The organism is Pseudomonas mandelii, from assembly GCF_002251635.1.
GTDB lineage: Bacteria > Pseudomonadota > Gammaproteobacteria > Pseudomonadales > Pseudomonadaceae > Aquipseudomonas > Aquipseudomonas mandelii_B.
In genome coordinates, this window is the sequence record NZ_NMOJ01000022.1 from 1 (window position 1) to 21,560 (window position 21,560).

The 21,560-nt window shown below is 60.0% G+C and carries 16 protein-coding genes and 1 pseudogene; 3 read left to right on the top strand and 14 right to left on the bottom strand.

The features are described from left to right. Positions 1-259: 259 nt before the first annotated feature. The 11 genes from B7L09_RS03400 to B7L09_RS03450 form a co-directional block, all read right to left on the bottom strand. On the bottom strand, positions 260-1,282 hold the full coding sequence (locus B7L09_RS03400) for an ABC transporter permease (RefSeq protein WP_094467744.1): 1,023 nt from the start codon (positions 1,280-1,282) through the stop codon (positions 260-262). Positions 1,283-1,487: 205 nt separating this feature from the next. Beyond that, positions 1,488-3,053 (bottom strand): sugar ABC transporter ATP-binding protein, encoded by a 1,566-nt coding sequence (locus B7L09_RS03405; protein ID WP_094467745.1) that lies wholly within the window; start codon positions 3,051-3,053, stop codon positions 1,488-1,490. A gap of 70 nt (positions 3,054-3,123) precedes the next feature. Next, a complete protein-coding gene (locus tag B7L09_RS03410; RefSeq protein WP_094467746.1) occupies positions 3,124-4,050 on the bottom strand; it encodes a sugar ABC transporter substrate-binding protein in 927 nt (308 codons plus the stop codon). 157 nt (positions 4,051-4,207) lie between these two features. Continuing rightward, positions 4,208-5,260 (bottom strand): Gfo/Idh/MocA family protein, encoded by a 1,053-nt coding sequence (locus B7L09_RS03415; protein ID WP_094467747.1) that lies wholly within the window; start codon positions 5,258-5,260, stop codon positions 4,208-4,210. A 135-nt stretch (positions 5,261-5,395) separates the two neighbouring features. Then, entirely contained in the window at positions 5,396-6,406 is a 1,011-nt protein-coding gene (gene iolG, locus B7L09_RS03420) for a bifunctional inositol 2-dehydrogenase/D-chiro-inositol 1-dehydrogenase (RefSeq protein WP_094467748.1), read from the bottom strand. Between the two features lie 31 nt (positions 6,407-6,437). After that, positions 6,438-8,369, bottom strand: a complete 1,932-nt coding sequence (iolD, locus tag B7L09_RS03425) for a 3D-(3,5/4)-trihydroxycyclohexane-1,2-dione acylhydrolase (decyclizing) (protein WP_094467749.1) — start codon at positions 8,367-8,369, stop codon at positions 6,438-6,440. 129 nt (positions 8,370-8,498) lie between these two features. Then, positions 8,499-9,320: a TIM barrel protein gene (locus B7L09_RS03430; protein WP_094467750.1), complete on the bottom strand. Its 822-nt coding sequence runs from the start codon at positions 9,318-9,320 to the stop codon at positions 8,499-8,501. 25 nt (positions 9,321-9,345) lie between these two features. Then, positions 9,346-10,848 carry a CoA-acylating methylmalonate-semialdehyde dehydrogenase gene (locus B7L09_RS03435; RefSeq protein ID WP_094467751.1) on the bottom strand — a complete coding sequence of 501 codons (1,503 nt, stop codon included), beginning with the start codon at positions 10,846-10,848 and terminating at the stop codon, positions 9,346-9,348. A gap of 44 nt (positions 10,849-10,892) precedes the next feature. After that, a complete protein-coding gene (iolB, locus tag B7L09_RS03440; RefSeq protein ID WP_094467752.1) occupies positions 10,893-11,702 on the bottom strand; it encodes a 5-deoxy-glucuronate isomerase in 810 nt (269 codons plus the stop codon). Next, positions 11,699-12,592: a myo-inosose-2 dehydratase gene (iolE, locus tag B7L09_RS03445; RefSeq protein ID WP_094467753.1), complete on the bottom strand. Its 894-nt coding sequence runs from the start codon at positions 12,590-12,592 to the stop codon at positions 11,699-11,701. Before iolE ends, iolB begins: the two co-directional genes overlap by 4 nt. A gap of 135 nt (positions 12,593-12,727) precedes the next feature. Beyond that, complete coding sequence (locus B7L09_RS03450) at positions 12,728-14,665, bottom strand: bifunctional 5-dehydro-2-deoxygluconokinase/5-dehydro-2-deoxyphosphogluconate aldolase (RefSeq protein ID WP_094467754.1); 1,938 nt, start codon at positions 14,663-14,665, stop codon at positions 12,728-12,730. Positions 14,666-14,976: 311 nt separating this feature from the next. Here B7L09_RS03450 and B7L09_RS03455 point away from each other — a divergent pair, with 311 nt between their 5' ends. Together B7L09_RS03455 and B7L09_RS03460 are read left to right on the top strand one after the other, a co-directional pair. Then, positions 14,977-15,897 carry a MurR/RpiR family transcriptional regulator gene (locus tag B7L09_RS03455; protein ID WP_094467755.1) on the top strand — a complete coding sequence of 307 codons (921 nt, stop codon included), beginning with the start codon at positions 14,977-14,979 and terminating at the stop codon, positions 15,895-15,897. A gap of 76 nt (positions 15,898-15,973) precedes the next feature. After that, entirely contained in the window at positions 15,974-16,585 is a 612-nt protein-coding gene (locus B7L09_RS03460) for a glutathione S-transferase (RefSeq protein WP_094467756.1), read from the top strand. 71 nt (positions 16,586-16,656) lie between these two features. Here the strand turns inward: B7L09_RS03460 and B7L09_RS03465 are convergent, their stop codons facing one another. The 3 genes from B7L09_RS03465 to B7L09_RS03475 form a co-directional block, all read right to left on the bottom strand. Next, on the bottom strand, positions 16,657-17,748 hold the full coding sequence (locus B7L09_RS03465; RefSeq protein ID WP_094467757.1) for an alkene reductase: 1,092 nt from the start codon (positions 17,746-17,748) through the stop codon (positions 16,657-16,659). A gap of 21 nt (positions 17,749-17,769) precedes the next feature. After that, on the bottom strand, positions 17,770-18,792 hold the full coding sequence (locus B7L09_RS03470; protein ID WP_255141732.1) for an LLM class oxidoreductase: 1,023 nt from the start codon (positions 18,790-18,792) through the stop codon (positions 17,770-17,772). A gap of 105 nt (positions 18,793-18,897) precedes the next feature. Beyond that, positions 18,898-19,809 (bottom strand): LysR family transcriptional regulator, encoded by a 912-nt coding sequence (locus tag B7L09_RS03475; RefSeq protein WP_094467759.1) that lies wholly within the window; start codon positions 19,807-19,809, stop codon positions 18,898-18,900. Between the two features lie 352 nt (positions 19,810-20,161). On the opposite strand from B7L09_RS03475, the pseudogene B7L09_RS03485 reads away from it, so the two are divergent. Further along, positions 20,162-21,265, top strand: a pseudogene (locus B7L09_RS03485) (DNA alkylation repair protein). Positions 21,266-21,560 lie beyond the last annotated feature (295 nt).

Genomic DNA, 21,560 nt, shown 5'->3' on the forward strand with positions numbered 1-21,560 from the left:
TCGGAAAGGCGCCATCCATTTCAAGCGCCACCCGGCACTCAATTTACGAGGGGCGGCAGTCTAAGGCCGACTTGAGGGCTCAGCAACTGAAAAGACAGCGAATTTGTCCGACAAAGCCCGGAAAGTGCTCTATGGCAGCCTTTGCGATGGTTATCGGAGTGCGTTTATAGCAAGAAATTCAATCGAGCGGCTGTATAGAGAAGACAAACGGCTGCGCCACGCGGGTCAGGCGTGGCGCATTGGCTGTCCGCTCTACGACTCAGCGCTTGAGTTTACGCTTGTTGCGGTATTGGTCGATCACGACCGCCACCACGATGATCAGGCCCTTGATGATGTCCTGGATATACGCATCCACCCCGACAAAGGTAAACCCGCTCGCCATCACCCCGAGGATCAACGCGCCGATCACGGTGCCGGTGATGCGCCCTACCCCGCCCGCCAGGCTGGTGCCGCCGATCACCGCCGCAGCAATCGCGTCCAGTTCATAGGACATGCCCATACCGGCCTGGCCGGTAGCGGCACGCGCCGAAGCGACAACACCGGCCAGGCCCGCCAGCAACCCGGCAATGCTGTAGACGATGATCAGATGGCGCTTGACGTTGATCCCCGACGTGCGCGCCGCCTGCATGTTGCCGCCGATGGCGTAGGTGTACTTGCCGTACTTGGTGTAGCGCAGGGCGATATGGAAGATCACCGCCACCACCAGAAAGATGATCACCGGCATCGCACCATGACCAATCGCCGTGTAGGAGTCCGACAGCATGCTCACCGGCTGGCCTTCGGTGTAGTAACGCGCCAGGCCACGCGCCGAGACCATCATGCCCAAGGTGGCAATAAACGGCGGGATACCGGTAACGGCGATGATACTGCCGTTNATCGCGCCCGCCAGCAGCCCGACACCTAGCCCGGCGATCACTGGTATCCACACGGGCAAGTCGGTCAGTGAAGGAAACACCGCTCGGGCGAAATCCGAGGTCTGGGCCAGACTCGCAGCGATCATCGCTGACAGCGCCAACACAGAGCCGGAGGACAGGTCGATACCGGTGGTGATGATCACTTGGGTCACACCGATCGCCAGCAGGCCGATGATCGACACTTGCAGGATCATCAGCACCAGGCGCTGGGAGTTCATCAGGAAGCTCTGGTCACGCACGATCCAGCCGAACAGTTCAAATACCAGGCCGATGCCAATCAGCACCAGGAAGATACTCAACTCGGTCGGAAAGCGCCGACGACTCTTGACCGGTGCCGTTGCTGGCTTGTTTTCCAGTATCGCGTTCATAACCCACCTTCAATAGAAAACTGTGTGGCGAGGGAGCTTGCCTTAGTGAACCGCGGACATGCCCGAGGCCACAGCGCTCGCCAGTTCTACGGTATGTTCGAGACATTGGGGCCGCTTCGCAGCCCAGCGGGAGCAAGGGCTTGTTTTCCAGTATCGCGTTCATAACCCACCTTCAATAGAAAACTGTGTGGCGAGGGAGCTTGCCTTAGTGAACCGCGGACATGCCCGAGGCCAGTTGCATGACTCGTTCCTGGGTCGCTTCGCTGCGGTCGAGGGTGCCCATCAGTTCGCCTTCGTGCATCACCATCACCCGGTCGCTCATGCCCAGCACTTCCGGCAGTTCGGAGGAAATCATGATCACCGCCATACCTTCGCTGGCGAGGAAGGAAATCAAGCGATAGATCTCGGCCTTGGCGCCGACATCGATGCCACGGGTCGGCTCATCGAGAATCAACAGGCGTGGGTTGGTCATCAGCCAACGCGCCAGCAGGGCTTTTTGCTGGTTGCCGCCGGACAACGTGTCGATGCACTGTTCTAGGGATGGGGTTTTCACCCGCAGCTTCTTGCACATGTCTTCGCACAAGGCGCGCAGGGCCTTCTGCTGGATAAACCCGTTGCCCGAGTAAAGCGGCAGCACGGCCATCTCCATGTTTTCCAGGACCGACAGGCACGGGAACAGGCCGCTGAGCTTGCGGTCTTCGGTCAACAGCGCAAAACCCTTCTCGATGGCCATGTGCGGATCGCTGATGCGCACCACCTGGCCATCGAGGCGAATCTCGCCACCGTCGCTCGGGGTGATGCCGAAGATCGTTTCCGCCACGTTGGTGCGGCCCGAGCCCATCAACCCGGCGATGCCGAGGATTTCACCGGCGTGCAGATCGAATGACACGTCCTTGAACACACCGTCCAGGCGCAGGTCACGCACCGACAACAGCAGTTCGCCAATGGGCGTCTCGCGCACCGGGAACAACTGGCTCAGTTCACGGCCGACCATCATCGAAATCAGGCTGTCGCTGTTCATGCTGTCGGCGCGCTGCAGACCGATGTAGTGGCCGTCACGAAACACCGCCACTTCGTCGGCAATGGCGAACACTTCGTTCATTTTATGCGTGATATAGACGATGCCTTTGCCTTGGGACTTGAGGTCGGCAATGATCGAAAACAGGTGGGCCACTTCCTTCTCGGTAATGGCTGAGGTCGGTTCATCCATGATCAGGATGTCGGAGTCGTAGGACACCGCCTTGGCAATCTCGACCATCTGCCGCTCGGCGATGCTGAGGTTGCCGACATGTTCTTCGGGGTCAAGGTTGATGCGCAGGCGTGCCAGCAATTCGGCAGTGCAGCGGTGCATTTCACGGTGGTTGACCATGTGCAGGCTGTTGAGCTGCTCGCGACCGATCCAGATATTTTCGGCGATGCTCATGTGCGGCATCAGGTTGAGTTCCTGGTGGATCATCGCGATCCCGGCCTTCTGCGCCGCCAGCGGTGTTTCAAACACAATCGGCTTGCCACGTAGGCGAATTTCCCCCGCGTCAGGCTGGTAGATACCGGCGATGATTTTCATCAGCGTCGATTTACCCGCACCGTTCTCGCCCATCAGCGCCAGCACTGAACCCGGGCGTACCCGCAATTGCACATCGGCCAGGGCCACGACGCCGGGAAAGCCTTTGCTGACGTTGATGATCTCCAGCAGGTACGGCTCATCGACAGGTAGTGCGGTTGGCTGGATACCCACCAACGGGGTGCTCGAAGCAGTCGCTGAAGCGAACATGATCAGGTACTCCATCAGCAAGGTCGCGGTGGCAACCTTGCGTGCTTATTGTTGTTATGGGGCGGACGGGCTATTTGAACGTGTCGACGTTTTGCGGCGTGATCAAGCGGTATGGCACCCACACGGCCTGTTCAACCGGCTCGTTTTTGGCCATCTTCACGGCGGTGTCGATGGAGCCGTCGGCCTGACCTTTCGCATCCTGGAACACCGAGACCGCGAGGCTGCCTTTCTTGATCGCGTTCAAGCCGTCCGGCGTACCGTCGACGCCTGCGATCAGAACGCTGCCCTTGTCGACGCCGGCCTGTTGCAGGGCCATCGCGGCACCAATGGCCATTTCNTCNTTGTTGGCCAGAACCGCATTGAATTCGCGACCTTGGGTCAGCCAGTCGTTGACCAGGGTCATGCCCTTGTCACGCAGCCAGATGCCGGTCTGTTCTTGCTCGATGGTAATGCCGGGGTATTTGGCCAGGATTTCCTTCACACCTTTGGTACGGTTGGTGGTGGAGTTGTTCGCCAGGTCACCCAGCAGAATCACGATGTCGCCCTTGCCGCCCATTTTGTCGGCCAGGTATTGCATCTGCATTTCACCGGCTTCCAGGTCGTTGGAGGCCACCGTGACCACGCCTTTGGGCAGCTTCAGGTCATCGGGGCGACGGTTGACGTAAACCAGCGGGATGCCGGCCTTGACGGCGGCTTCGGTGATTTTCTTGGTGGCGGCGGTGTCCACCGGGTTGACCACGATGGCATCGACTTTCTGGCTGATGAAGCTTTCGACCTGGCTCAACTGCTTGACCACGTCGCTGCGGGCGTCTTCGAATTGCAGCTGCACGCCGTCGGGATAGGACTTGGCTTTCTTGTCCATGGACTCGCGCAGGTAGGTCAGCCAGGTGTCATCGAACTGGGACATGCTGACGCCGATCTTCATGTCGGCGAGGGCAGCGCCACTGGCGAACATCAGGGACAAGGCCAGTGAGGCAAAACGGATCTTGGTCTTCATGAAAAGTCTTTCTCCACATTCTTGTTGGTTTTATGGATGAGGCGTGACGATTTTCAGTAAGCAGGCAAGCGGGAAACGCGTTTAAAACCTGTGCGAGGCAGTTCGCTGGAAATGACTTTATTGGAATATTATTTCTATATCAACTCATTTTAGAATTTTATTCTGATTTTATTCCATGACGCTCAAACGGGCCCAATTCCACCACCTGGCGCCGCTCGAAGCTCAGCCGCGCAGCGTCTAGAACACGGGTGGCCGCCAGTGCATCACGGGCATCCACGGGCAGTGGGCCACCGCTCTGTAACGCGGTTTGTAGCTGCAAATAGAACTGATTCCAGCCCCCGCGCTCCGACGGCACCCGTTCACGCACTTCGCCCTGTTCGAACCAGCCCCAGCGGCGATGCTCCTCCACGCCCCAGCGCTCACCCTCGGATTTCGGCGATAGCCCGGCGAGCGCTGAGGCTTCCTGCCCGTCCAGGCCATCGACGCTGTAACAACCTTGAGTGCCGGTTACGCGAAAACGCGGGCCGGGGGTGTTTTGCAGGCAACTGCCGCCCAGGTGCGAGATCACTCCGTTGGCGTGTGTCAGGGACACAAAGAAGCCGTTGTCGAAGGCCTGGTCTTTTTCCAGGTAATCCAGTTCGGCGTACACCCGGGTCACCGGGCCGAACAGCAGCAACGCCTGATCCACCAGATGACTGCCAAGATCGCGCAGGAAGCCGCCGCCACTGCTGTTGTTTACCGACTGCGGCGAGTAACGCTCAATCCGCGATTCGAAACGGGTGACCTTGCCCAGGGCGCCGGACTCGATGAGTTTGCGCACGGTGAGGAAGTCCGAGTCCCAGCGGCGATTCTGGTAGACGCTGAGCTGTACGCCCTGGCGCTCGGCCATGGTGATCAGGGTCTGGGCTTGCTGAGCATCGGCGGCAAACGGCTTGTCGCTGACCACCGCCACGCCGTGTTCGATGCCGTCGAGTACCAATGCCGGGCGGCCCTTGAGCGGCGTCGACACCACCAGCACATCGATCCCGGCTTCGACCAATTGGCCGATGCTGTCGAAGGCCGGTACGCTCGGGTATTCCGCCGCCAGCAACTGCCGGCGTTCCGGGGAACGGGTGACCACGCCCACGAACGTCGCCGCCGGCAGGCTGCTGATCAGCGGAGCATGGAAAAACCGGCCGCCATGGCCGTAACCGACAAGTCCGATGCGCATGAGTGAATTTTCCTTATAAATAGAACGCAGTCCCTGTGGGAGCGGGCTTGCCCGCGATAGCGGNAGNACAGTCAACATCANTGTTGANTGTCNGATCGCTATCGCGGGCAAGCCCGCTCCCACAGGGGATTGTGGTTAGCCGTAAAAATGGGGGCGGTCTGGCAGGGTGAGTTTTACGATTTGACCGCTGTTTTGGGCTTCGATGCAGGCGTCGGCAGCGACGGCGGCGGCGAAGCCGTCCCATGCTGACGGGCCACCGACCTGCCCCGCTCGCACGCCATCAATGAACGCCTGCAACTCGACGTCATAGGCCGCGATGAAGCGATCCTTCCAGTCCATCAAAATCGCGTTCGACAACTTCGCGCCACTGCGCAGTTGAACCTGCGACGGTTCCGGCAGCTTGGCGATACCGGTCTCCCCCACCACTTCGCACTGGATGTCGTAGCCGTATTGGCAGTTCACAAACACTTCCACGTCGATGCGCGTGCCCTTGGCGGTTTCCAGCAGCACAATCTGCGGGTCGCGCAGGTGGGCCAGGGCCTTGCTGCTCTTGCGTGGGAACACCACTTGCACGGACACGTAATCGTCATCGAGCAACCAGCGCAACACATCCAACTCGTGGATCAACGTGTCGGTGATGGCCATGTCGGTCTTGTAGTTCTCACCCACCGTTGGGTTGCGGTGCGCGCAATGCAGCATCAACGGCTCGCCGATCTGGCCGCTGTCGATCACCGTTTTGAGTGCGCGATAGCCTTCGTCATACGGGCGCATGAAACCGACCTGAACCAGGCGCTTGCCGTGGGCCACTTCGGCCTCAACGATGTTGCGACAGCCTTCGGCGGTGACGGCCAGGGGCTTNTCGCAAAACACGGGTTTGCCGGCGGCGATGGCGGCGAGCACGAATTCTTCGTGGCTCGGGCCCCAGGAGGTCACCAGAATCGCCTCGACNTNCGGCGCCTGGATCAGCGCGTGGCCGTCGGGGTAGACCTCGGCGGTCAGATTCAGGTCGGACACCACTTTGGCGGCTTGCTGCANNTTGATGTCGGTCACCGCAACTACCTGGCTGTTAAGCAAGGTCTGGCTGCAACGACGAATGTGGTCCTGGCCGATGGCCCCGGTGCCGATGACGCCTAACTTTAATGACATGTAAGGACTCCTTATGTTCGATTCAGGGCAATCAGTACTGACGGGCCTTGGCCAGTCGTTCATTGAGGTTCTTGGCCACCGCGTTGGTGCTGGCGCTGGTGGAGACTTGCGCCACGCCGACCCGCCACCACGACAGGTAGCCGTGAATCATGGTTTTGGGCAGGACCTTGATGTCGATCAGCGTCGATACGGTCTGCAAGCGCGCATCCGCCAGTGCAGCTCTCAGCTCTTCAACGGTGTTCACTTTGTAAGTCTTGCAGCCATAGGCCGCCGCGCTCATGGCGAAATCCACCGGCACCAGGCCGCCGTCGAGCTTGCCGGTCTCGGGGTTGCGGAAGCGAAATTCCGTGCCGAAGCTGTCCATGCCGTTGCCGATCTGCAGGTTGTTGATGCAACCGAACGCCATGTTGTCCAGCAGCACCACGTTGATCTTGCGCCGCTCCTGGATCGAGGTGGCAAGCTCCGAGTGCAGCATCATGTAAGAGCCATCGCCGACCAGCGCGTACACCTCCTTTGTCGGTTCAGCCAGCTTCACGCCGAGGGCCGCGTTGATCTCGTAGCCCATGCATGAATAGCCATACTCGACGTGGTAGGTGTTGACGCCTTTGCTGCGCCAGCTGCGCTGCAAGTCGCCGGGCAGGCTACCGGCGGCGGCGACGATGATGGCGTCATCGGCCAGGGTGTCATTGAGCACACCGAGNACNCGGCTCTGGGTCAGGCACGAGCCGGTCAGTTCGATGAATTCGCGCAGTACGGCCGGGTCCATGTGGTCGTTGATTTCCGGGGAGAAGTCTTGAGACTGGTACTCGATCTGATAGAGCCGATCGACCTCCTCATCCAGTTGGGCCTTGGCCTGACGCGGTTGATCGCCCCACGCGGAACGGTAATCGCCCAGTGCTTCGGCCAGCGCCAGCAAACCGGTTTTCGCATCCGCCAGCAGTTGCACGCCATCCAGTTTCAGGGCATCGCACGGGCTGATGTTGAGGTTGAGAAACTGCACGTCCGGATGCTGGAACAGGGATTTCGACGCGGTGGTGAAATCGCTGTAGCGGGTGCCGATGCCGATGATCAGATCGGCGTCTTTTGCCAGCAAGTTCGCCGCCAGGCACCCGGTTTCGCCAATCCCGCCGACGTTCAGCGGATGGCTGGACACCACCGCGCTTTTGCCGGCCTGGGTCTCGGCGAAGGGAATGTCGAAGCGTTCGGCAAACGCCTGTAATGCCGCGTTGGCCCCGGAGTATTTGACCCCGCCACCGCAAATGATCAGCGGCTTGCGCTTGCCTTTGAACAGCGCCAAGGCATCGCCGAGCATCGCTTCGGTGGCCGGACGACGCTCGATTCGGTGCACGCGTTTTTGCAGGAAGTAATCGGGATAGTCGTAGGCTTCGGCCTGCACGTCTTGCGGCAGCGCCAGGGTCACAGCGCCGGTTTCGGCGGGGTCGGTGAGCACGCGCATGGCGTGGATCGCGGCGGTCATCAACTGTTCGGGACGGTTGATGCGGTCCCAGTATTTGCTCACCGAACGGAACGCATCGTTGGTGCTGATGCTCAGGTCGTGGAATTGCTCGATTTGCTGCAGCACCGGGTCAGGTTGGCGGCAGGCGTAGACATCGCCGGGCAACAGCAGCAAGGGAATGCGGTTAGCGGTGGCCGTCGCGGCGGCGGTCAGCATGTTCGCCGCGCCCGGGCCCACGGATGCGGTGCACGCGTAGATCTTGCGGCGCAGGTGCTGCTTGGCAAAACCGATGGCGGCGTGGGCCATGCCCTGCTCGTTGCGGCCCTGGTGCACCACCAGGTCGCCGCTGTCCTGCTCCAGGGCCTGGCCCAGGCCCAGCACGTTGCCGTGACCAAAAATGGTGAACACACCGGCGACAAATTTGCTCTGGACGCCGTCGACCTCGATGTACTGGTTATCGAGGAATTTCACCAGAGCCTGGGCCATGGTCAGTCTTGTTGTGGTCATAACTGATCCTTCAATACACGCAGAAAACTTGTAGGGGTTCTTCATTAGCCTTGGGATTTTTGTAGGTNAGTCTTGTTGTGGTCATAACTGATCCTTCAATACACGCAGAAAACTTGTAGGGGTTCTTCATTAGCCTTGGGATTTTTGTAGGTGATTCATGCTTGCTCCAATGGCCTGCTCGATGTTGGCCAGGCCATGGACGCTGTCGGCAAACGGTTCGAACGACAGATAGCCGCCATACCCGGTGCTGAGCAAGGTGTCGATCTGCGCAGCATTGCCGAGGATATCGCCCTCGCCGACCAGCACGCGGTGGCCGTCGCGNATCGTCTTCANTGGNGCGTCTGCATCTTCCACGCCGGAGATATGCACCAGCCCGGTCAGTTCCGGGAAGAACTCATGCTCGCTGGCCAGGTGATGATGAAAGGTGTCGTGCACCAGGCGGAACACATCCAGCCCACCGACTACCTTGATCGCTTCCACCGCCGTGCGTTTAAGCCGCAGCGAGCATTCTTCGAAACCCAACGGCTCGATGAAACCGAGAATGCCGTGATCGCGCAGGATCGGCGCCAGTTCACTCAAGGCGGTGCGCAAACCTGAAGCGCGCTCGGCTTCGCTACGAGTATCCGCGCGATCATTCAGCGGGCACATGACCAACCCCTGCGCGCCGCAATCACGAGCATAAGCCGCCAGTTTCAAGGCCAGCGTCCGGCGCTCGTCATTCCACACATCAAACGGGTACAGCGCGTTGATCGACAGCACGCTGATGCCTTGGGCCACGCACAACTCACGGACATGCGCGGCCGAGGTGCCTTCCTCGATCTCGACGCCTTTAAGGTCGTTGCGAATCTCGATGGCGTCAGCCTTGAGGGCCACCGCCAGGTTGATGAACGCGGGCAGGGACAAACGTGGGGCGACCATACGGTTCAAGGCGAAACGCAGGGGTTTGCTCATTATTGTTGTTCTCCGCACAGATGAATCACTTGGCTGTCGGCATGCTGAATTCAGGGCCCTTGGCGATGCTGTCGGGCCAGCGTTGCATCACGCTTTTGTAGCGGCTGTAGAAGCGGATGCCTTCTTCGCCATAGGCGTGATGGTCGCCGAACAGCGAGCGTTTCCAGCCGCCAAACGAGTGCCAGGCCATGGGCACCGGAATCGGCACGTTGATGCCGACCATACCGACCTTGATACNNCGNGCAAANGCCCGGGCGATGCCGCCGTCGCTGGTGAAACACGACACGCCGTTGCCGAATTCGTGGGCGTTGATCAATGCCACGGCGCTGGCGAAGTCCGGGACGCGGACGATGCCCAGCACCGGGCCGAAGATCTCTTGCTGATAGATGCTCATCTCGGTCGTGACGTTATCGAACAGCGTCGCGCCGACGAAGAAGCCGTTCTCCGCGCCCGGCACCTTGAACCCACGACCGTCGACAATCAGCTGCGCACCCTGCGCCACGCCCTGATCGATAAACCCTTCGACCTTGGCCTTGTGTTCAGCCGTCACCAACGGCCCCATGTCGCTGTCGCCCTGCATGCCGTTGCCGACCTTAAGCTGATCGATGCGCGGCAGCAGCTTGGCAATCAGCTGGTCACCGACATCACCCACCGCCACGGCAATCGAGATCGCCATGCAGCGCTCGCCGGCCGAGCCGTAAGCCGCGCCGATCAAGGCGTCTGCGGCCTGGTCCAGATCCGCGTCGGGCATGACAATCATGTGATTCTTCGCCCCGCCCAGCGCCTGAACGCGCTTGCCGCGCGAGGTGGCTTGCTGGTGGATGTACTCGGCAATCGGCGTCGAGCCGACAAAGGAAATCGCCTCGATGTCCGGGTGTTGCAGCAGCGCATCGACCGCTGTCTTGTCGCCCTGGACCACGTTGAACACGCCGTCCGGCAAACCGGCTTCGGTCAACAAACGGGCCATCAGCAAGCTGGCGGACGGGTCGCGTTCGGAGGGCTTGAGGATGAAGCAGTTACCGGTGACCAGCGCCAGCGGGATCATCCACAGCGGCACCATCACCGGGAAGTTGAACGGCGTGACCCCGGCGCACACGCCCAGTGGCTGGCGCAGGTTCCAGTTGTCGATGCCGCCGCCGATGTTGTCGCTGAATTCGGTTTTCAGCAGGCTCGGCGCGCCACAGGCGTATTCGACGATCTCGATGCCACGGGTGACTTCGCCCTTGGCGTCGGAGAACACCTTGCCGTGTTCGCGGCTGATGATTTCGGCCAGTTCATCGTGATGACGGTCGAGCAATTCCTTGAACTTGAACATCACCCGCGAACGGCGCAGGGACGATTGCTCGGACCAGGCCGGGAACGCTTTCAGGGCCGAGGCAACGGCGTCATCGACGGTTTTCTCGCTGGCCAGCCCGACACGCGCTTGCACCTCGCCGGTGGCCGGGTTGAAGACATTGCTGAACCGCTCGCTGCCGCTGTCTTGCACTTGACCGTCGAGGTAATGGCCGATGACCGGGGCGTTGCTCATTGTTCTTGTTCTCCGTGCAGANTGTTCTCCGTGCAGAAAGTGGATCAGAGGTCGAGCAGCCAACTGTGCTGCGGATCGTTATGGAACTGCCAGACGCGTTTCGGCCCGGCCATCACGTTCAGGTAGTACGACTCGTAGCCATANGGCACGCTGACCGGGTGATAACCCTTGGGCACGACCACCAAGTCGCTGTTTTCCACGGCCATGGCTTGATCGATGCTGCGGTCGTCGGTGTAGACGCGCTGGAACACGAAACCCTGGGGCGGGTTGATCTGGTGGTAATAGGTTTCTTCGAGAAAGCTCTGGTGCGGCAAATCGTCGGTATCGTGCTTGTGCGGCGGGTAGCTCGATGAGTGCCCCGAGGGCGTGCGCACTTCCACCACCAGCAGCGAATGGGCCGGCTCGCTGTCAGGCAGGATGTCGCAGACGTAACGGGTGTTGGCACCCTTGCCGCGCACGCTGCGTTTCATAGTGTCGGGTTTTATCAGCCGAGGGCCGAGGCCTTTTTCGGTTGAGCCCGGTGCGGCGCAGACGGCGATCTGCACATCGCTCAACGCAACGACCTGAGCCTGACTGCCCGGCGGCAGATAAGCGGCAAACGGCGATTTGTCTTCGAACACCGACTGGCGATCACCGAGGTTGTCCCAGTCGAACGCGCCCTGCCCCGGCGCTTCGCCCTTGATGCTGACCCGGCCGCTGAGCAGCACCAGGCACAGCTCTTTATCGCCCGCCGCCACTGGCAAGGTTTCGCCCAGGCTCAAGCGGTAAGCGGCGAAGCCGACATATTCCAGCTCACCTTTACCCAACTCGACCATGGTCCGGCCACGGGCGTTGCTTTTGACCAGCAGGCTCATAGCGCAACCCTCTCGTCGAGCAAGGCACGCAAGGTGTCGTAGCCTTTTTTCGCGTAGACGTAACTCGGTGCCACGGCCGGGTCTTGCTCGGCCTCAACCACCAGCCAGCCGTGGTAATCGTTGGCCAGCAATACATCGAGCAGCTCGGCAAAGTCGATATCGCCATCGCCGGGCACGGTGAAGGTGCCATTGACGATGCAGTCCGGAAAGCTCCACATCTGATTGCGCGCCAGTTGCACCACCGGCTTGCGTACGTCCTTGAAGTGCACGTGGCAGACGCGGTCGATGTGTTTGCGCAAGACGTGCAACGGCTCGCCGCCGCCCATGTAGCAATGGCCCGAATCGAACAGCAGACCGACTTCGCTGCCGCTCAGTGCCATCAGCTTGTCGATGTCGGCCGGGGATTCTACGTAAGCGCCCATGTGGTGGTGATAGGCCAGGCGCACGCCTTGGGACAGGGTGAAACGCGCCAGTTCGGTGAGCTTGTCGGCGTATTCCTGCCAGGCCTGCTCGCTGTGNAAGCGCGGGCGTTCCACCAAGGGGATGCGCTGACCCTGAATCGAGTCGGCCACTTCACCGTAAACCAGCACCTTGGCGCCGTTCTTCGCCAGCAGCTCGACATGGCTGCCAATGGCGTCAATTTCTTCGGCCACCGAACGGCGCGCCAGACGGCTGGAATACCAGCCGGACACCAGCGCCAGACCGTAAGGCCGCAGCACGTCCCCGACGCCTTTTGCGTTCTTGGGGAATTTGCCGTTGAGCTCAAAACCCTCGTAGCCGATTTCCTTGCCTTCGCTCAGGGCGGTGCTCAGGGGCGTTTCGCCACCCAGCGCCGGCAGGTCGTCGTTGCTCCAGGAGATCGGGTTGATGCCAATTCGGATTGCGGGCATGGCTGCACCTTTATTGTTTTTCAGCTTCACTGATATCTGGTGTGTGTGGAAGCTGGCTTGTCGAATCGACAANCGTTGAATGTGCCGCCGTCTTCGCGAGCAAGCCCGCTCCCACAAGGGGTCAGCGTCAGTCCATCAAGCGCGGGCGGTGCGCCAGGCGTTGATGAGTTCGACGAAGGTGCCCTGCACCTGGTGGATCAGCGTCTCATCATTAATCTCCCCCGCCATCCACGCGCGGCTCGGTTCCTGGAAGATCGTCCTCCCCACCGCGAACCCGCGACAGGTCTGGCTCTGGCTCGCTTGTTGAAACCCTTCGGCCAGTGCCGCCGCCGGCGCATTCAGCCCCAGCAACACCACGCCCCGGCAATACGGATCTCGCTCCTGAATCAACTCATCAAGCTGCTTCCACTCCTCGGCGCTCTGCGCTTCGATCTTCCACCACGCCGGGTAAATCCCCAGGTTGTAGAGGCGTTTCAGCGCGCGATACAGCACGTCCGGGTGCGGCGACGGATGATCCTTGGGCGGGATGATTTCCAGCAGCAGTTCATGGCCGCTGACCTGGGAAGCCTGGTACAACCCCTTGAGTTGCGCTTCCTGTTCCAGGCGCAGCATCGGCTCGTCGTCAGGGTGGAATTGCACCAGGCACTTGATGATTTGCTCCTGCGGCCAGGCGATCAGATTGCTGCCAATCGAGCGCCCATGTTCGAACGCCAACGGCCGCGAGCCCTGCACTTCCACCGGCCGCGCCACCCACCAGCCGCGCCCTGTAGCGGCGTTCAGCGAGTCCTGGCCGAAACGTTGATCGGCCAGTAACCCGACATCAGCCTCGATCCCTTGCTCACGCAAATCCGCTTCAACCCGCTCCACGGCTTTGATAAAGAGTTGCTTGAGTTCGCAGATGGCGTTGAGGTCGCGACCACCCTTGTGCGCCAGTTCCACCAGTTGTCCACGGTGATCAAAGGCAAAAATGAACAGTTGCTTCCACTGTTTGCGCGGGACGCTGACCTGATGCAGACGCTGCAGCACGTCGTCCTGATCCGGCCGGGTGATCGGCACCGGGCTGTTGAACAGGTAATCGAGTTCGGCACGGGTCGGCATCGCTGGGGCACAGGCATGACGCGACACCACGAGACCACCGCAGGCGTTGGCCAACTGGCTGCAGCGCTCATCGCTGGCATCGTTTATCCAGCCGCTGAGGAAGCCCGACATAAACGCATCGCCGGCCCCCAGCACATTCAGCACTTCAACCCGCACGCCCGGGTAAATTGCGCCATCCTCCAGCCGCGCTGGCACCGCCCCGTGGATCACCGTGCAACCCTGCGGCCCGAGCTTGACCACCAACGTGGCATCACTCAGGCGCCGAACATTGCGCAACGCCGTGAGCAAATCCTCCGAACCGCCCGCAATCAAAAACTCTTCTTCCGTGCCGACGATCAAGTCGAAACGTGGCAGGATTTTCTGCACATGCTGGCTGACATTCTGGTCGGCGACAAACCGGGTTTCACCATCCGCCTTGCCCGCCAGGCCCCACAGCACGGGGCGGTAGTCAATATCCAGCACCCGNTTGACGTTGTGCTTCTCGGCGTAATCCAGGGCCTGGATGCTCGCCTTGTACACGCCATCGGTGGAGAAATGTGTGCCGGTGATCAGCAAGGCTTTGCTGGAGGCAATAAAGGCTTCGCTGATGTCCTCAGCGCGCAGCGCCATGTCGGCGCAGTTTTCGCGGTAGAACACCAAGGGGAAGGTTTCGCGGTCCTTGAGGCCCAGCAGGACCAGGGCGGTAAGGCGCTCCGCGTCGACCTTGATGCCGCTGACATCACAGCCTTCACGGGCCAGGGATTCCACCAGGAAGCGGCCCATGTGGTCGTCCCCTACCCGGCTCAGCATCGCCGACTTGAGCCCCAGCCTCGCGGTGCCGAACGCAATGTTGGCGGACGATCCCCCAAGGTATTTGGCGAAGCTTGAAACATCTTCCAGCCGCGCCCCGACTTGCTGCGCATAGAGGTCGACGCCAAGGCGCCCGAGGCAAATCAGATCCAATTGACGCCCACTGGCAAAACGAGTCTGGCCCATGCTGGCTCCTGTTATTTTTATCAGCCTGCGTTCGGGGCGTTTCAGGCGCCGAACGCTCTTGGTGGGATGCAGACTAAAACGACCGGGACCGAACAATCAATAATTATTCCAAATAATTTTTACGTGGAATATTTTTTCCAATAAACTTTTACAAAAGCATTCCAGACACAGTGCATCGTTTCAGCAAACCGCATGCCGGCCGCAAGCTCAAGATTTTATTCCGGCCTACCCTGTAGACTGCGCACAGCCAACCTATTGTCAGGGGACGACGCAACCGTCAGCCCTATAAGAACAAGCCAGAAGGATTCCCTATGTCCCGCACCGATCAGCCGGCTACGACCGAGAGCACGCCCGAANACCCTCTCGCCAGCCCCCCGATCAATGCCGAGCGCCTGTTGCAGCTGATCACCGACGAATATGAAAGTCTGCCGCGCCAGCTCAAACGCATCGCCAGCTACATGAGCCAGCAAAGCGACCGGATCATGGTTGACCGCATCAGCGACATCGCCCGCGAATGTGAAGTGCACCCGTCGGCCATCGTGCGGTTTTCCCAGCGCTTCGGCTTCAGTGGGTTCAGTGAGATGCAGGCGCTGTTTCGCGAGGCCTACACCCACAAGACCACGCCGGTGCAGAACTACCAGCAGCGCATCCGCAGCATGATCGCCAACAAATCGCAGAAAGCCAGCGGCGGCGACCTCGCCCGCGAGTGCATCGACGCGACCCTGTCGGGCATCGAACGGCTGGGGCTGGAACTGGACGATGTGGCGTTTGAGAAGGCCGTGGACCTGGTGGTCAATGCCGACAATATCTACGTGGTCGGTGTGCGCCGCTCCTTTGCGGTGGCCGATTACCTGGTCTACAACCTGCAACACACCAACAAGCGCATTCACCTGATTTCAGGCCTGGGCGGCAGCTACCGCGAACAGATGCGCAGCGTGCGCGCCAATGACCTGGTGATTGCCATCAGCTTTACGCCCTACGGCAAAGAGACCCAGCACTGCCTGCGCATTGCCCAACATCACCAGGCCAAGACCCTGATCATCACCGACAGCAACCTATCGCCCCTGGCCAAACGGGCGAACGCGGTGCTGTTGGTGAATGAAGGGTCATCGTTTGCCTTCCGCTCGTTGAGCGCCACCTTGTGCCTGTGCCAGGCGTTGTTTATTGCCGTGGCGTACCGNCTGGAATTGAAGGTCGACGAGATACACGAGCAAGTCGGTTTCGAGGATTAGCCCCGCGCCGTTTGCACGTCGCCGAACCTCAGCTAAGGTAGTCCATCCCGACATGGACACCTGAAGGAGCGGCGCTATGAAACTGATCGGCATGCTGGATTCGCCCTACGTGCGGCGCGTGGCCATTTCCGCCAGACACCTGGGCATCGACCTGGATCACGAGTCGGTTTCGGTGTTCCGCCACTTCGAGCACTTCCAGCAGATCAACCCCGTGGTCAAGGCGCCGACCCTGGTGCTGGACGACGGCGAGGTGTTGATCGACTCGACGCTGATCATCGACTACCTCGAAGCCCTGGCCGCCCCCGGAAAAAGCCTGATGCCCGCCGACCTCAAGCAACGGCTGCGCGCATGGCGCCTGATCGGGCTCGGGCTGGCGGCGTGCGAAAAATCCGTTCAGCTCTACTACGAACGCAACCTGCGCCCGGCCGAAATTCAATACCAGCCGTGGGTTGAGCGGGTTGAAGGTCAACTCGCAGCAGCCTATTCAGCGCTTGAACGCGAACTGGAAAAACAGCCACTGGCAAACGGCGCCTTGATAGAGCAAGACGGCATCACCCTCGCCGTCGCCTGGAGCTTCACTAACCTGGTGACACCGGACCAAGTCGACGCCTCACGCTTCCCGCGCATCGCCGAATTCACCGCGCAGGCAGAAAAGCTTGAGGCCTTCATCAGTACCCCGATAACCTGACCGGCCCCCTCGAACGGACCCGACCATGACCGCCGCCGAACAACCTGCCCCGGCGCTGCACGACGGGTCCGCTAGGCGCTTTCTGCGACTTGCGACGAGTACGCAGGATAATCGATGTAGCCATGCGCTCCCCCGCCGTAGTAAGCCTCCCTTCCCGCTTCGGCCAGTGGCCAGCCATGGCGCAAGCGATTGACCAGATCGGGATTGGCTATAAACGGCCGGCCAAAAACCACCAGGTCGCTTAATCCTTCTTCGATGGCCTGCTGCGCGGTTTCAAGGGTGAACCCGCCCGACACCATCAAGGTGCCGTCGTAAGCTGCGCGGAAGTCTTTTTGAAAGTCTGGCGTGCCGAGATGGCTCGCATGCAAGTAGGCAATCTGGCGTTGCGACAGTGCTCCGGCCAGAGCGAGCCAAGTGGCCTCTTCGCCATCGAACGGGTGCAGATCCGCCAGGTGGGCAAAAGGCGACACGCGCACACCCACCTTCGAACCGCCGATCTGCGCACTCACCGCATCGACCGTCTCAAGCAGTAATCGCAGGCGATTCGCGATCGGTGCACCACCGTAACGGTCTTCACGCGTGTTGAAGCCGCCGTTGATGAACTGTTCAAACAGATACCCGTTGCCGGCGTGAATTTCGACGCCGTCAAAACCTGCCGACAGGGCATTGGCCGAGGCCAGGCGAAAGTCTGCAATGACCTGCCGAATCCCCTCGGCATCCAACGCCACGGGCGCACTCGCCGGAACTTGCGCAGGCTTGCCGTCGCTGTCGTAGGCATGCACCAACGTTTGACTGGCGGGCATGGCCACAGGCGCGACAGGTGAGCGTCCTTCCAACAAGGAAGAATGCGAGACGCGCCCCACATGCCAGAGCTGGAGGAACATGCGTCCCCCGGCTTGATGAACCGCATCAGTCACCCGCTTCCAGCCTTTAATTTGCGCTGTGCTGTGGATCCCCGGGGTGTACAGGTAGCCGCGTCCCAGTGGAGAGACCTGCGCACTTTCACTGATGATCAAACCGGCTCCGGCGCGCTGGGCGTAATAGGTCGCCATGTCTTCAGACGGCACGGTGCCCTCGACGCGAGCGCGGGTCATCGGCGCCATGACGATACGATTTGGCAGCAACTGATCCGCGAGGTCATAAGAGTCGAAAAGTGATGACATGAGTGATTCCTCCGCGTGATCTCAGGCATGTGACGGGAAGTACGGCAGAACGTACTCGCCGAGTTCGTCGAGGATTTCGCCATAGGGTTGACGGCTGACCTTGGGGTTGAGCGCGATATGCGAAACCCCGGCAGATTGCGCGTGCTCCAGGTAATTGCGCAGGCCGTTGCGCCCTGCCCGGAAGCCACCCTGAATGCGCTGGAATGGCTGATCCGGGTTGTCGCTGAGGTCGAAATAGCCGCCCAGGCCCAACGGCTTAAAGGCGTTGCGGTTCTCGGCCTCCTGCACGGCGGCGCGCCAGTTCTCGCCCAACGATGCCAACCGCTCCGGGCTTTGGACGCCGGCAAGATAGCCATCAAGGTGCTGAGCCAACCATTCAACGCTCTGTTGCGCCTGGCCGACAGCAATTGACGGGACGCGGCCATACGGCGCTTTCGGCACCAGGTCCAGGTTTCCGTGTGAGCCACCGAATCGCTCGGAACGGAAACGCGGAAAGCTCTGCTCGATCAGGGTTCGAAACACCGAAAAAGCATCACGGTAGCGATCACCACGGGATTCATAATCGATGCCCAGCATCGGGTAATCACTGTATCGATCACCCGAGGACAGCCCCAACACCAGTCGACCTTCACTGAGTTGATCGAGGGACGTCGCTTGCTTGGCCAGATACATCGGATCACGGGTCGGCAGCACAATACCCGTGGTGCCCAAGACAATGCTGCGAGTGGCGGCGGCCAGGTAACCGATGTAGACCAGCGGCTCAAAGATCTGCGCCACATCGCCATAATCCGGATCGTAGAAAGGTATGTCGCGCATCCATAAGGCACCAAAGCCCAGCGCTTCGGCGCGTTGCGCCATCTCCACGTGATCACGCATGGTCGGCGCCGGTCTGCCCGGGTGGGTTTCGAGGGGCAAAATCAGGCCAATCGTGAGCGCCTGCGGTTTAAACAAGCGTTGAAAACCGGGATGGCGCTCAAGCGAAGGATGGGCCGTCGGTAACGTGGCAGGTTGAGCGGGCGACGAGAAGTGTGCGGCGGTAGTCATAATGGCAGTCCCGTGAGTGACGATGACTGACATATTTATTGATTCCTCAGGCTGGATAAACAGCAGTTCGCGACCGTTACACGGTCCGCTGAGTCCCCAATATCGCTATCTTTCCCAAGGCACTCCTGTTTCCCAACGCTCGATCAACAGGTCAATAAACCTGCGAACGCGGGGGGACAGGTGACGCTTGCTGGTGTAGACGACTCTGATGGGATCAGGCGGTGCGCGATAGGGTTTCAACACTTCCACTAACGTGCCATCGCGCAGGTCGTTACCCGTAATGTAGGTCGGCAGATGAATCAGGCCGATGCCTGCCAACGCCGCTTCTCGCGTGGCTTCTGAACTGTCGATATTCAGTCGCCCCGGCTGTTCGTAGAGATGAAGGCCGGCAGGTGCTTGGTAACGCCAGACGGTCGGCCGCTCGCCACTGAACAAAGCGATGGTGTCATGCCCGACAAGGTCAGCCGGCGTTTGCGGCACGCCGCGTTGGGCCAGATAAGCAGGCGATGCACACGTCGCGAATTGCTGCCACGCCACGGTACGGGTAAATAATTGGGAGTCATCTTTGGGCATGCCAATTCGTATGGCGATGTCGATGCCCTCTTCGACCAGATCAACAAGGCGATCGGTAAACCAGACATCCGCCCGCAGTTCGGGCCATTGCTTCAGATAAGCATCCAGAATCGGCAGAATGTGGCGTTGACCAAAGGACAGCGGTGCCGTGAGCTTAAAGGTCCCGGTTGGCCTTCCACGGCGCAAGGCCATGGTCGCATCCACTTCATCCAGGTCTTCGAGAATCTGACGCCAGCGCTCAAAGGCCACTTGCCCCTCGTCAGTCAGGCTCAGTTTGCGCGTCGTGCGATTGAGAAGCCGTGCGCCCATCCGGCTTTCCAGGCGAACTATACTTTTTCCCACCGCCGACCGGGTCAGACCGAGAGAGGCCGCCGCCGCGGTAAAGCTTCCAGCCTTTACGGCGCAGACAAATGCAGCGATGTCACCAAATCGGTTGGCTTCCATGGGTCGCTTTACTCCAGGACATGCAGAGAGTGTATGCGGAGCATGAGGCCCATAAAATTTCCTGTTCATTTATCAATAGGACCGGATCATGATCCTCAAGCGCGCAGGCTCGCAACCCTCGATAAAAGCCCCTGAAGCGTACTTCACAGGCACCGTCCGTATGGACCCACTCAACTCCCCTCCCGAACCGGCCCGAGCGTCCATCGTCAGCGTCACCTTTGAACCCGGCGCTCGTAGNNNCANTTGACCCATGAACCTGCAAATATCGCCGAATTCACCGCGCAAGCAGAAAAGCTTGAGGCCATCATCAGTACCCCGATAACCTGACCGGCCCCCTCGAACGGACCCGACTATGACCGCCGCCGAACAACCCGCCCCGGCGCTGAAGGAAATCTTCAACGCCGAACGCCTCAAACACATCGCCACCGAAATGACGGCGGTCTACCCGGCATTCAACGCCAAAGCCTTCCTGAAACTGGCCAACGACGGCCTCGCTGACCTGTCGATCATGCAACGCATGGCCCGCGTCAGCGAATGCCTGCACGCCGTGCTGCCGCTGGACTACGACGAAACCCTCGAAGTCCTGCGTGCCCTCGCCCCCCGCCTGAACAGCGGATTTGTCAGCATCTCGCTGCCGCATTACGTGGCGATGTATGGCACGCATGATTTCGAGCGATCGATGGAAGCGCTCAAATACTTCACCGCGTTCGGGTCGGCGGAATTTGCGATTCGGTATTTTCTGCGCAGCGATCTGCAACGGTCGTTGGCGCTGATGCAGGCATGGTCTCGGGATGAGAACGAGCATGTGCGGCGCCTGGCCAGCGAAGGCAGTCGGCCGCGCTTGCCGTGGTCGTTTCGGTTGGAACAGATTCAGAGCGATCCGACATTGGCGGCGGCGATTCTCGACAACCTCAAGGCAGATGACAGCCTTTACGTGCGCAAGTCGGTGGCCAATCACCTGAATGACATCACCAAGGACCATCCGGAGTGGGTGCTGGACTTGATTGAGGGGTGGTCGCTGGAGAACAAGCACACGGCGTGGATTGCCAAGCATGCGTTGCGCAGTTTGATTAAGCAGGGGAATCAGCGGGCGTTGGCGATTATTGGGGCGAGTGGTAAGGCTGAGGTTGAGATTGTTGGGGTGAAGGTCGAGCCGGCGGTGATTCGGTTGGGGGGAGAAGATTACGTTGTCGTTTGCGGTGAAATCCACGGTGGCGGAGAGTCAGCGGTTGGTGATTGATTATGCGATTGACTACGTTAAAGCCAATGGCAGCACTTCGGCGAAGGTGTTCAAGCTTAAGGCGTTGACGTTGGGTGGTGGGGCGACTGAACGGGTTAGCCGTGGGCGCAGATTAAGGAGCTCACCACTCGGAAGCACTATGTGGGCGAACACGCGGTGCACATCCTGGTAAACGGCGAACGCCTGGCCACCACCTCCTTCGAAATCCTCGCCTAACTTTTTTGTAGCAGCTGCCGAGCAGCGCGAGGCTGCGTTCGGCTGCGAAGCAGTCGTGAAATCAGGCAACGGGTTCTTTCAGGCAACAATAGGCCTGCCATTTGGGGCACTATCCCCCTCGACAACAAGGATTTTTTAGAAAGGAATCGCATAGTGACAGTGTCATTTTCACTTATTTTTAACCCAGAAGTTTATTCCCTATCAGTACTCCAACGAACAGATTGCGCATTGACTCAGTTATTCCTCCGCTGGGAGGCTGAGTATTTAGTTGCAAAAACCACATTCAACAAAATAA

Excerpts from the sequence above, each read along its gene's own strand:
- B7L09_RS03405 (WP_094467745.1), bottom strand. The coding sequence starts at position 3,053 with ATGTTCGCTTCAGCGACTGCTTCGAGCACCCCGTTGGTGGGTATCCAG.
- B7L09_RS03415 (WP_094467747.1), bottom strand. The coding sequence starts at position 5,260 with ATGCGCATCGGACTTGTCGGTTACGGCCATGGCGGCCGGTTTTTCCAT.
- B7L09_RS03460 (WP_094467756.1), top strand. The coding sequence starts at position 15,974 with ATGAAACTGATCGGCATGCTGGATTCGCCCTACGTGCGGCGCGTGGCC.
- B7L09_RS03465 (WP_094467757.1), bottom strand. The coding sequence starts at position 17,748 with ATGTCATCACTTTTCGACTCTTATGACCTCGCGGATCAGTTGCTGCCA.
- B7L09_RS03470 (WP_255141732.1), bottom strand. The coding sequence starts at position 18,792 with ATGACTACCGCCGCACACTTCTCGTCGCCCGCTCAACCTGCCACGTTA.
- B7L09_RS03475 (WP_094467759.1), bottom strand. The coding sequence starts at position 19,809 with ATGGAAGCCAACCGATTTGGTGACATCGCTGCATTTGTCTGCGCCGTA.